13 protein-coding genes are annotated in these 12,059 nt (G+C 34.7%); 7 read left to right on the top strand and 6 right to left on the bottom strand.

Annotation, left to right across the window (positions count from 1 at the left end):
* Positions 1–111 precede the first annotated feature (111 nt).
* The 3 genes from RU96_RS05195 to RU96_RS05185 all read left to right on the top strand — a co-directional run bounded on the left by RU96_RS05195 (position 112) and on the right by RU96_RS05185 (position 3,249).
* Positions 112–1,716, top strand: a complete 1,605-nt coding sequence (locus RU96_RS05195) for a PucR family transcriptional regulator (protein ID WP_071864476.1) — start codon at positions 112–114, stop codon at positions 1,714–1,716.
* Entirely contained in the window at positions 1,682–2,488 is an 807-nt protein-coding gene (locus RU96_RS05190; protein ID WP_071864475.1) for an alpha/beta hydrolase, read from the top strand. The genes RU96_RS05195 and RU96_RS05190 overlap by 35 nt, the downstream gene beginning before the upstream one ends.
* Positions 2,489–2,589: 101 nt before the next feature.
* Complete coding sequence (locus RU96_RS05185; RefSeq protein WP_071864474.1) at positions 2,590–3,249, top strand: DUF2238 domain-containing protein; 660 nt, start codon at positions 2,590–2,592, stop codon at positions 3,247–3,249.
* Between the two features lie 142 nt (positions 3,250–3,391).
* Here RU96_RS05185 and RU96_RS13030 read toward each other — a convergent pair whose 3' ends face one another.
* Entirely contained in the window at positions 3,392–3,550 is a 159-nt protein-coding gene (locus tag RU96_RS13030) for a hypothetical protein (protein WP_169818343.1), read from the bottom strand.
* 180 nt (positions 3,551–3,730) lie between these two features.
* Positions 3,731–4,522 carry a Cof-type HAD-IIB family hydrolase gene (locus RU96_RS05180; protein WP_071864473.1) on the bottom strand — a complete coding sequence of 264 codons (792 nt, stop codon included), beginning with the start codon at positions 4,520–4,522 and terminating at the stop codon, positions 3,731–3,733.
* 174 nt (positions 4,523–4,696) lie between these two features.
* Between RU96_RS05180 and RU96_RS05175 the strand changes: the two genes are divergently transcribed.
* The 4 genes from RU96_RS05175 to RU96_RS05160 all read left to right on the top strand — a co-directional run bounded on the left by RU96_RS05175 (position 4,697) and on the right by RU96_RS05160 (position 7,433).
* A complete protein-coding gene (locus RU96_RS05175; protein ID WP_071864472.1) occupies positions 4,697–5,350 on the top strand; it encodes an ABC transporter ATP-binding protein in 654 nt (217 codons plus the stop codon).
* A complete protein-coding gene (locus RU96_RS05170; protein ID WP_071864471.1) occupies positions 5,331–6,089 on the top strand; it encodes an ABC transporter permease in 759 nt (252 codons plus the stop codon). Before RU96_RS05175 ends, RU96_RS05170 begins: the two co-directional genes overlap by 20 nt.
* A 43-nt stretch (positions 6,090–6,132) precedes the next feature.
* On the top strand, positions 6,133–6,915 hold the full coding sequence (gene proC, locus RU96_RS05165) for a pyrroline-5-carboxylate reductase (protein ID WP_071864470.1): 783 nt from the start codon (positions 6,133–6,135) through the stop codon (positions 6,913–6,915).
* Between the two features lie 197 nt (positions 6,916–7,112).
* Positions 7,113–7,433, top strand: a complete 321-nt coding sequence (locus tag RU96_RS05160) for a DMT family transporter (protein WP_071864562.1) — start codon at positions 7,113–7,115, stop codon at positions 7,431–7,433.
* A 95-nt stretch (positions 7,434–7,528) separates the two neighbouring features.
* Here RU96_RS05160 and RU96_RS05155 read toward each other — a convergent pair whose 3' ends face one another.
* The 4 genes from RU96_RS05155 to RU96_RS05140 form a co-directional block, all read right to left on the bottom strand.
* Positions 7,529–7,900 carry a DUF1634 domain-containing protein gene (locus tag RU96_RS05155; protein WP_071864469.1) on the bottom strand — a complete coding sequence of 124 codons (372 nt, stop codon included), beginning with the start codon at positions 7,898–7,900 and terminating at the stop codon, positions 7,529–7,531.
* Positions 7,897–8,745, bottom strand: a complete 849-nt coding sequence (locus RU96_RS05150; protein ID WP_071864468.1) for a sulfite exporter TauE/SafE family protein — start codon at positions 8,743–8,745, stop codon at positions 7,897–7,899. Before RU96_RS05150 ends, RU96_RS05155 begins: the two co-directional genes overlap by 4 nt.
* Positions 8,746–8,914: 169 nt before the next feature.
* Positions 8,915–10,108: a class C sortase gene (locus tag RU96_RS05145; RefSeq protein WP_071864467.1), complete on the bottom strand. Its 1,194-nt coding sequence runs from the start codon at positions 10,106–10,108 to the stop codon at positions 8,915–8,917.
* A gap of 66 nt (positions 10,109–10,174) precedes the next feature.
* On the bottom strand, positions 10,175–12,043 hold the full coding sequence (locus RU96_RS05140) for a SpaH/EbpB family LPXTG-anchored major pilin (protein ID WP_159429697.1): 1,869 nt from the start codon (positions 12,041–12,043) through the stop codon (positions 10,175–10,177).
* Positions 12,044–12,059: the final 16 nt, after the last annotated feature.

Below are 12,059 nucleotides of genomic sequence, written 5' to 3'. Positions count from 1 at the left end.
GCTATATTTCTTTACACACTTATTGTATTTTTTATTGATTGCGTTTACACTTGATAATATTCTAAAAAAATCGCCTATTTTTTATCCAAAAGCGTAAAAAAGGAGAATAAAATGAGAATCTATGAATTATTGAGGTTAGAAATATTCCAAAATAGTCAGTTACTAACAGGTGAAATTGGTTTAGAAAATGAAATTGAATCAGTAATGATTTTAGAAGCACTAGACATTGAAAACTGGAGTCGAAAGAACCAGCTTATTTTAACCTCACTTTATGCGTTTGAAAACTTGGAACTACCTGCAATTGAAGCGTTTTTCCAAAAAATGCGTGGAATTGGTGTCAGTGGTCTAGTAGTAAAAGTAGATCGCTTAATTAATCGTGTTCCAGATTGGCTACTTTCTTTTTGTGGCAAGTATCAATTCCCCTTAATAAAAATAAGAAAAGATGTAACCTATGAACAAATCGTGTTAGCAATTTACCAACCAATCTTAAATCATCAATCTCATGTTCTAAAAACCTACTACGAGGTACGACAACGTTTTAATCGTTTAACTAGAAATTTTTCTTCCTATGAACAGATCATGACAGAATTTTATCGGATGATAAAAAAAGATTGTCTTTTACTTTTACCAGAACAGAAATTAACGTTAAATTTCGGGACACTTCCTCATGAATTAGTCGTCACCAAAAGAGTACAGATGCCCATTAGCGAATTTAGTAAAAACCACTATGAATTTCTAACACTATTCTCACATAGCGAAAGTAAAGAATATTTGGCCCTACAAACTAATATTGCCAACAATTTTAGTAGTGAATGTACTCTTTTAGTACATGAAGGTGAGGATGGACTAAAAGAAACAGATCTCATGATTATTGAAAACTTAATCGATGTCATTCAAGAAAGATTGCAAATGGACTTTTTAATAAAAAAGGATCGTTATACCCGTTTAAATAACTTAGCCGATGCAATTTTACAAAATACGCCTAATAATCTTGATGAACTAGAGGGTTTACTTAAAGAAGCAAAAATGGATCATTACTCTTATTATCAAGGAGTAGCATTTGGAACGAAAAAATTGTCTGACGACAAGAAGCGAAACTTACGGAATAAATTACGAAATTTACGTACTCATACTTTATTTTTTGAACATCATAATTATTCATTAATTCTATATAATTTAAAAGATGAACATAGATGTCTGACAAAAGAAGAGATACGCCAACAACTTAGTGAATTTTTGAAACAAAATAACGACCTTTTTATTGCAATAAGTTCACCCAAATCAAAAGAAACAATTAAAGAAATTTTAATTGATTGCCTTGACACATTACGGTTCAATCAATACTACTTAATCGCAAATGTAGTTAACATTCATGATTTAGGCATTTTCCGTTATTTTCTTACAGAAGATAATTTAACAAAAGTTGCCGATTTGATTCCATCTAAGCTCGTTACATTGCAGTTACAACAACCAGAATTATTTAATACTTTATTTACTTTTTTTCAAAATAATCGCAACTATAAGAAAACTTCTGAAACAATGTATTTGCATGCTAAAACAATTCGCTATCGAATCGATCGTATCCAAGAATTACTTTCTTTAGATTTAAACAATAACTTACAAACAATGAATATCGAAATCGCCACATACTTATTACATTTAAAACTACGGAGGAAACAAAATGAAAAAACAAGTTCACTTAACCAGCGGTGGTGAAGCGACCATTTACCTACCTCTGACTAAAATGGCGCCCCGCTATATTCTTTATTTTCATGGTGGTGGTTTAGTTTACGGCAGTAAGGCTGATTTATCTGAAAATCTGCTTCGTACTTTTTTAGAACGCGGGTACACAGTGATCAGTTTTGATTACTTATTGGCACCAAATAGCAGCTTATCAGAAATTTTTACTCAATTAAAACAGACTTGGTATGAAATAGAAAATACGATTATTCAAGGTGCGCCTTTTAGCTTTTGTGGTCGTTCTGCTGGTAGTTACCTGATGCTTTTATTGACGAAATGGTTACAAAAAGAAAGGCAAGTCCTTCCTCATCAAATAATCAATTTCTATGGTTATTATGATTTAAAATTTATTACGATTCCCCGTAAGCTAATCTCAGAGGGAATAACTGAAGAAATGATTCAAGGCATTAATCAAAAAACACCTGTTTTCGACGATCCTTTTATGCAGCGCTATCTGCTTTATTTATACGGTGTCTCTCACCAGCTATTAACGCAATTTTATGGTATTACACCAGCCAATCAGAAAGAATTTGAATTAACGCTAAATGATTTAACTACTTTACCTCCTGTATTCAGTACTGCCAGTACGAGTGATAATGAAGTGCCGTTTCAATACAGTAAAACACTAGCTCGAAAAAATAGTGCTGGAAAATTTCTGCCAGTGTATTATTTACCACATGATTTCCTAAAAGAAACTGATCCTGCAGTTACAACCGTTTTAAAAGCATTAACAGAGTGGCTAGACTAAGACAAATGGCTCTTAATTTAGTAATCTCCGTATCTTTGGTATACTAAGACTGGCACTTATTGCAACAGTTACTGTTGACACTTTTGTTGGAGGGTTTACTTATGAATATCAAAAAAATCCAACTAGGACTTTTAACTTTTGGACTTTTTGTATTAGCGTTTAACTTTTTTGAATTGGTAACAAAGGCGCGATCAGATTCACCGGTAGTCTTTGTTGAATGTATCGCCGGTATCATTTTAATTTACTTGCCACAATTATGCCGCAAGTTCTTACGAATTGAAATTCCAGATATGATTGTTATTTTTTATTGGTTCTTTTTATTAATTTCGGTCTTTTTAGGAACTTGTCTGCATTTAATTGCCTACATCAGTTGGTGGGATAAATTACTTCACAGCATTAGCCCCATGGTTTTAACTGCTTTGGGATATGGGATCGCAATCCTCACTTTAAAAAAAGCCCAAAGTAAAGCTGTCTCGCCTTGGCTCTTTTTGCTTTTCGGCTTTGCATTTGCTGGTGTCTGTGGTGTCTTTTGGGAATTTTGGGAATTCTTGTGTGATACGATTGGGGATATGAATTTACAACGTTACCGTGCTGGGGGTGTTGATTTAATTGGTCGCGCGGCTTTGATGGATACTATGGGGGATTTATTAACTAATACTATTGGTGCAATTCTGATGGGAATTTTTGCTTTTACCCAAAGCAAAGGGGATGCAAGCTATTTTGAAAAATATCGTATTACCATTATTCCTAAAAATAAATAGCTAGCCCACAAAAATAATTTTAACGTTACTTTTTTTGGATTACCATTTTAGATAAAAAATACGCAAGCGTCGATTGGTCATTTCTTACAAACAGACCTTTTAAACGCTTGCGTATTTTTAATTTAGACATTTAATGATTCCTTCATTGTTCCAATTTTGCCAATGCCAAAAGTCCACAGTCTAGAATTTCTACCGTTGCAGTTCGTTCAAAGATATTAACAACTCTCACTGTTTTCCGCTCATCATAACCAATAACGTTTGCTTCATATACTGCATTAATACATATTTCTTCTTTTTTCAAAGAAATCACCTCAATCTCTCTTTTGAAAGGTTATAACATGTAAAATAACAGTTGTAAACGAAATTCACTGATTATTCAAACAATTTTTACATCGCGTTAACATTCGAATTTTGTCCACGTTATTTACTACTAATTGCTAGAAAAATAATTTGGTACGTTTGCTCTCATTTCAAGCCTACATTACAGCTCTTCTAAAATATGAGCGACACCATCTTCATCATTTGATTTGGTAATTCTATCAGCTACTTTTTTTACTTCTAGAGGAGCATTATTCATCGCTACTCCTACTCCAGCTGCTACAAGCATAGGAATGTCATTATAGTTATCACCAAATGTCATAATTTCTTTAGTGGTAATATTATAATATTGCGCAATGGCTTGTAAGGCACTTTCCTTTGAAACGGTGCGATGGGTCACTTCTAAATAATTATCTTTAGATAAATAAAGTGCGCTTGTAGTAACTTCTTGAGCTAAGAAATCTTTTGCAGCTGTAATCTCAGCCACAGCACCAATAAGCAATAGTTTGTGCACCGGTCGTGTATCAACTAGTAGATCTAAATCTGTCACAATAGGTGTTATTTGGGTAATTTCACTTTCTAATTTTACATCTTGGTTCATCCGATCAACATACCACTCATTTGAGCTATACAAATTCACAGCAATAGTAGGAAATTGAACTTTTAAAGTAGCTAATATTTTTTTGACGTCTTCTTTTTCTACTGGCTGACTATAAATTATTTGATCTTGCCTAATCACTAATGCGCCGTTAAAAGCCGCTAGCGGCGAATTTGTGACCGCTAATTTTTGACTAATTTGTTTCATCCCTTCAGGTGAACGAGCAGAAGCTAGTACAAATGGAATATTTTTTTCTGCTATTTTTCTAATGGCTTCTTTTAATCTTTGACTCATTTGGTGTTGAGAATTTAAAATCGTGCCATCCACATCACTTACTACAACTTTTACTGCTACCATCTTCTGACCCCTTTTCAAAAAAACTTGTTATTTCATTATAACGTTAAAACGTTACTTTGACCTTCTCTATTTTGTGATTGATACTTCTTTTCAATTAAGTTCCATCATTAGAATTTTTTCCATTCCTCCTTTACAATAAAAAGTTGAATGATAAAAAAATATAAGGAGAGTTTTATGACATTACTACGTCTATCCGATGTGCAATATGAAATAGCCGGACAAAAAATCATCCAAAATATTTCTTTTGCACTAACAAATGGCGACTTTTTAACCTTAACCGGTCCTTCTGGCGGAGGTAAAAGCACACTACTTAAGTTAATTGCAACCTTATTAACCCCCACTGCTGGAAAAGTTTATTTTAAAGATAAGCAACAATCTGACTATGAAATTGTGAAATATCGCCAACAAGTATCTTATTGCTTTCAACAACCTAGTCTGTTTGGGGCAACTGTTTTTGACAACTTGTGTTTTCCCTATACGGTGCGCAATCAAAATTTTGATGATAAACGTGCAGCAGAATTATTGGAGCTAGTAGCTTTACCAACTAGCTATCTTAATAAAAAGATTACTGAGCTTTCTGGTGGTGAAAAACAGCGGGTAGCGTTAATTCGGAATTTGATGTTTTTGCCTGAAATCTTATTATTAGATGAAGTAACAACTGGTTTAGACGAAAAAAGCAAAAATATTGTACACGACTTAATTGGGGCTGTTCAAAAAGAAAATGTCACCATTATTCAAGTGACCCACGATCCTGAAGAAATCCAAAACGCCAGCAAAATTTTGTGGCTAGAAAAAGGGAGTATCATTGATGAACCAATTAGCCGTTAATAATCAATCACTTATTTTAGCATTTATTTTAGTTTTAGTGGCCGTAGCGATTAGTTACAAAGAAAAACTAGGCTTAAGTCGCGATATATTCTACAGTATTTTACGTGCAGTGGTGCAACTATTTATTGTAGGTTATCTTTTAAAATATTTATTCCAAGTCAACAATTTTTGGCTAACCACTTGTATGAGCTTTTTCATTGTTTTAAATGCTGCTTGGAATGCCCACAAGCGTAATCCTAGCCCACATAAGCACTACTTAGATTCATTGTTGGCAATTTTTATTAGCACTTATCTTACGATGGGCGTTTTAATTGCCGCTGGTGCGATTAAATTTATTCCTTCGCAAATTATTCCTATTAGCGGTATGATTGCCAGTAACGCGATGATAGCAATTGGATTATGCTACCGTAATTTGTATACAAAATTTCACGACCAAAGACAACAAGTGCTTGAAAAATTAGCGCTAGGTGCTCCAGTTAAATTGGCGTCTTTACCTATTTTACAAGAAAGTATTAAAACAGCGATGCAACCAACCATTGATTCTGCCAAAACCGTTGGCCTAGTTAGTTTACCCGGCATGATGTCAGGTTTGATTTTTGCTGGTGTGGATCCGGTTCATGCTATTAAATATCAGATTATGGTAACTTTTATGCTTCTTTCAACTACGAGTTTAGGTGCCATTATTGCTGGTTACAAAGCTTATAAAAATTATTTCAATCACTATTTACAACTGCGCTAAAATTTTTAACTAAAATTTTTAATTACAATTAGGAGGAAAAAAGATGAAGATTGCGTTTTTTGGTGCCGGACAAATCGGCAGTGCATTAATTAAAGGAATGCTTTATGACAAACAAATCCCAGCTGAAAATATTTATGTCAAAGGTGGGCATAGCCAAACAGCTGCGAATTTACAAAAAGAATTAGGTTTTCAACTTCTCACAGACTTAAATGATTTAAGCGGGATGGATCTCATTATCATCGCCACAAACAATAGTAGTGTGTTACCTATTTTAAAATCACTACCGCAACCAGTATTGGCTAAAAAAGTGCCGATTGTTTCTGTAGCAGGTGGCATAAATCTCTTTGCCATGATGAAAGAAGTCGGTCAAGAGTATCCAATTGCCCATGCAATTCCAAACACACCGGTTCAAGTAGGAGCTGGCGTATTAGGCATTAGCTTTGCAAAAGATATTGATTCTAAAGTAAAAGCGTTTATTTTAGACAGTTTAACTCCTCTTGGGGCAGTTTATGAAGTACCGGAAGATAGTTTAGAAATCGTCGGCTCCATTGCAGGTTGCACACCAGCTTTTATTGCTATATTAATTGAAAGTTTGGGAGATGCTGGGGTATTACATGGCTTAAAACGTGATTTAGCTTATGAACTAGTAGAACAAATGTTAAAAGGTACCGCAACATTAGCATTAGAAAGTAAAATGCATCCGGCCGTTTTAAAAGATGGCGTTACTTCTCCTGGTGGCTCAACTATTCGAGGTGTAGCAGCGTTAGAAGCTAATAATTTTCGTCACGCATTAATGGCCGCCATTGATGCCACAATGTCAGAATAGTGTCAGAAATTAGTAAAAATTTGCTCATTTAAGCCGCGAGCGTTGACTTTTAGCATACCTGTGCTAGAATCACTTTTAAGCAAATAAAGTATTCGCTGCTACCGGGCAGCTTAAAGAGGAAATCATTCCGTTAGGTCTTTGTAGGAATGATGCCCTCTTTTTTTATTTGCCATAATTTGAGGAGGTAGATAAAAATGATGGCATGGCTTTATTTAGGTTTGGCAGGTATTTTAGAAGTTTTTTGGTCCACGATGATGAAAGCAAGCGCAGGGTTTGCTAAGCTAGACTATTCCATTTACACCATTTTGGGGATGATTGCAAGTTTTCTATTTTTATCAAAAGCAATAAAAGTACTCCCCATGAGTTTGTCGTATCCAATTTGGACTGGCATTGGTGCAGTCGGTTCAATTATTGTGGGTGTGGTCTTTTTTCACGATAAATTAGCCCCTTTAACTTGGGTATTTGTTGCTTTGTTATTAGTGGGTATCATTGGTATCAAAGTTACAAGTGGTCATTAAAATAAAAAAGACATGAAAAAGCAAGTAGTATAGTCTGATTTTTTCAAACTATTACTACTTGCTTTTTTCACGTCTTTTTGTCATTATTTTCTTATTTAGCGCGCAACAAACCCAATAAAAATACCAATTAATAAAATAATTAAAACCATTGCGGTAATACCAACGTATAAATAATCACTTTCTTTAAAAAAGGCATAAATAGAGACAACAACTCGCAAAACCGGTGTTAAAATTAAACAAAAAATGCCAGTCATAATGTATGCTGCCGGTTGCAACGTGATAAGCCCATGCCAGATAAGTGCAAAAGTATTAGGTGCTTGTCCTAAATCACCGCTATTACCATTTACTATCAGGAGGATTAGCCCACAAGCAATAATTGCGGCAGAAACAACGACCCCAATTCGTAAAATTTTTCCTATCGCCAACTCCACTACCTGAATTTCAGTTTGTTCTTGTTTTTCTTTCATCCTACACTCACCCCAAAACCACGTAATACCATTTGTAATCCCATTACTACTAAAACAGGAATAAAAATTAAACGAATCCATTTGGGCTGCATATGTTGCATAATTCGTGAACCAAGTAATGCACCTGCCAAAACACCTAAAGCTAGAGGAGCTGCTATTTCTGGTAGAATTGTGCCATTAAAAAAATAAACCATTGCTGAAGCCGCCGCCGTAACCCCCATCATTAAATTACTCGTCGCGCTGGAAGGTTTTAGCGGCATTTTCATAATCGTATCCATAGCAGTTACTTTAAAAACACCACTTCCAATTCCTAACAATCCTGATGCAAGTCCGGCAGCGACCATCATGGCAAAGCCTGCTGGTACCTTTTCCACTTGATAATCAATTTGCTGTTGCGTAGTTTTTTCAAAATACGAACCATTTAACTTTAATTTTTCAGCTAACGCGTCGCCTTTAGTCGCTATTTGATCTGTCTTTTGGCTACGTAATTTTTTGAGCATATTGATAGCTGAGAATAATAAAAAGCTTCCAAATAAAACAAATAAAAATTGCGGTGCCACAATGCTCGTTAATAAAGCACCAACAATAGCGCCAATAGTAGTAGCAATTTCTAAAAACATCGCAATCCGTAAATTTAGCATCTCATCTTTCAAATACGCAATCGTCGCACCCGAGCTAGTAGCAATCACGCTGATAATACTAGCGGCAATCGCATATTTAATGTCCAAACCAATTATTAGGGTTAGAAAAGGCGTCAAAATAATACCGCCACCAATTCCCAAAACAGCGCCTAAGACACCACCTAATCCACCACCAACTAATAATAAAATCGTTTGTTCAATCATACTCTCACCTCTTCTTAATTGTAGAACAAACACACCCAAAAAGCGATGACAAGGATGATAAACCGCTTTTCTTCGCAATAAAAAGCCCTTGTAATCATCAATAATCCGTGTTTACAAGAGGCTTTATACAAAAAAATGGTTAATTTAAAACGAATAATAAAAATTAATGTTAGCTTTCTGTATTAGCTAACCATTTCTTTGCAATCTTTTTTTCAGTTAATTCGTTTTGAATGACTGATTCTACAAAAAAGTTGGCTGGATTTTCTAGTATCTTTTGTTGATAGAAATTTTTATCCTTTACTTTTCTTATCTTTACTTTAAAAATTAATGAACCAACTTTGACACGATAACAGCCACCTTTTAGCTGCCCAATATATAATTTACCATCGACCGTGGTGAATGATTTTATTGGCTTACCTTTTCTGGTAATTTGATGTTTACCATTTGTAGTAAAGAGTGTCACTTCTAAACCCACTTTTGGAATACCGTATTGGTCAATAACACAAAAATTCAAATCATATTTTTGATTAGAAATTCGCCAGTTCCAAATACGCCAATAAAGAAAAAGTAATAACCCTACACTAATAACGATACAACTTGCTACCGTTAACCAAAATTTAGCTTGTCGTTGTTGGTCATTTTTTTTCAACATTTTTGTCATTGCTTTTTTAAAAGGAATACGCTCTCCTCTGACTAACAAACGGTGACTATTAATCATATAAGGTGTGCACGTTACTAATGTGACATAATCTTTGTTGGGAACAATCGCTAAAGTCTCAATCTCAGTGGGTTCCACTACTTCTATTTGATTAACCTCGTATGCTAACGTTTCCCCATTACTGACAATAAAAAATTGATCTTTTTCCTTTAGGCGCGATAAATCGGTAAAAAGATTAGCTTCTGGTAAACCACGATGAGCGGAGACAACAGCATGCGTACTTTTGCCACCAGTTGGATAGGAAGTACCTTCTAAAAGTGCTGCTCCCTTTTTTAAAAATAGTTCGTTGGTATGATCAAAAATTGGCAACTTAACATTAATTTTCGGAATATTGATCACTGCAATAGTGTGTTGTTGATAATAATCTGGTGTTGCTTTTACAGGGTGCGCTCCTTTTTCAAAAGGGTCTTTTCCTGGATTTCCTGCTCCTTCAGCTAATTTTTTGTTTTTTTCAAGTTCGATCTTTCTTTTTTGGGTGGCGGCTTTAGTTTGTTGATTTATTTGCTGTGTATGATAGTGAACAATTTGTTCATCTAAAAAATTATTAATTGCATCACTGGCAAAGGGATAGATTAAAGCTAAGAGTCCAACAGATAATATTAAAATCATGACTATATCTACTATTAATCGACCAATATTTTTCATTAGACTCCCTCATTTCTTATGTATCTGAAAAGCCAACAAAAATGTCGGCTTTTCTTTTAATATTCACTATGCTTCAAATTTCTTACGTCCATTTTTAAAATAAAGCACTGCTGCACTTACACCTAGTAAACCGACAGCGATAAAGCCTACAATCCCCATACCGCCGGTTGACGGTAAAACACCCCGTTGTTTATTGGTTACTTCCATAGCTTCAAGTTCTTTGAATTCATTGGTACCTGAAATGACAGTAAAGTGAAGTGCATCTTTTAAAAGAACATAACCTTCTGGTGCCGCAATCTCTTGTAATTGATACTCGCCTTTTGCTAAACCATAGACACCAAAGGCGCCATGTTGATCAGAAACTAAGATTGTCGCTTTATCTTTAGTAGTCGTCCAAGACACATTTAAGTCATCTGTTGCCTGATTTCCACTAACTTCTTTACCTTCCTCGTTATTTAAGACTAGGTAATGTGTAGTTGAATCAACTTTTTTAGTAATGACAAATTTAGCATTGGCTAAAGCAGATTTGTCGACACTATCGACTTTTTGGAAAATATAGCCACCAGTTGTAACCGTTTCAGTCGTCTCTTTATCATAAAAATCATTTTCTAACACTACCTTATTTTCCAGTGGTGTTAGATTTGTGCTACCTTTGACTTTCATCTCAACAGTAAAAGAAATTGTCTTACCCTTGTATTTTGCTAACTGTTTTGGCGTCAATTTAATAGTAAACGGATTACCAGTAGTATCAACTTCAGCTGTAACATCTGTTATTGTTTTGTCTGAAATTTTCATTGACTCTTTTATTTGTTCTGAAGATGAAATTAAATCTAAGCGCGCATCATATTCATCAACTAATGTAAAAGTAGTATACCGCTCAATATCATTTGGCACGATTGTAGTAATGGTATAAGTAACTTTTTGTCCTGCTTCAACTGTCGTATCATCAGCAACTTTATTTACTTCAGGCGTTTTATAGTTATATGCAACCGCCGTATCACCTTTTTTTTCGGCTTGAACGGCATCAAAGTAAGTATATTCAATTTCCATATTGTCATTAACAGTTGCTGTTACAACATCTTTTTCTTTGTAGTGATAAATTTCTTCAGTTTGTTTTGTTTGTTTACCAGAAACAGAGACAGCACTATCAATTTCTGAGAAGATATATGTTCCAGGTTCTAAATTTAAACCTGCCACAGAGACTTTCCCGTTTTTATTTGATTCAAGAATTTGTGCAGCTGATGCTTCTGCCAGAAAATTGCCATCTTGATAATAACCGCTACCTACTTTACGTAACTTAAATTTTGCTCCTAGTAAAGCTTTAGCATCTTGACCAACTTCAATTCCATATTTAATAAACTCTAAATCTAGCGTCTTTACTTCATTTTTGGGATAAATATGAACAGTCGCTAGCTTTTCATTGGTTTTTTCATCATGAACAGGCAAACCCAAAACAAAATCTTTACTCTTATTACTTACTACTCCAGCAGGTTTTTTTGTTTCAACAAACCGATAGACTGCCTTCTTCTTATTCGAAACAACTGGTAAATCTTTTACAGTTTTGCCATCTGAATCCGTTAAACTAAAAACAATACCCTCATTTGGCAAGGTTGCTTTAAGCGTTGCATCAATAGCAGCCGCTTCTTTATTTGTATGGCTACCTTCTGTAGCACGGTAACTATCCCAATAAGTCTGCGTCATATCATAAGCTGTAAACTCAGCTCCCGCTAAAGGTTCCCCATCAAAATTTGGCATTTCTTCACCAGTATTTTTGATCTCCTCTGTGGGATAAGCAGTAAACTCTCTTTTATGAAGCATAACAGTTTGTTTTTCTACCTCAGCGGCGATAGAATTTTTATCACCAAAGAAGCAGAATAGTGGCATCAATACAAGAATGGCAGTTAAAATTTGCAAAACTTTTGAACTTTTTTTCATTTTTATTCCTCCTAAT

This window comes from Enterococcus canintestini, assembly GCF_001885735.1.
Lineage (GTDB): Bacteria > Bacillota > Bacilli > Lactobacillales > Enterococcaceae > Enterococcus_C > Enterococcus_C canintestini.
This window is presented reverse-complemented; position numbering and strand designations above follow the sequence as displayed.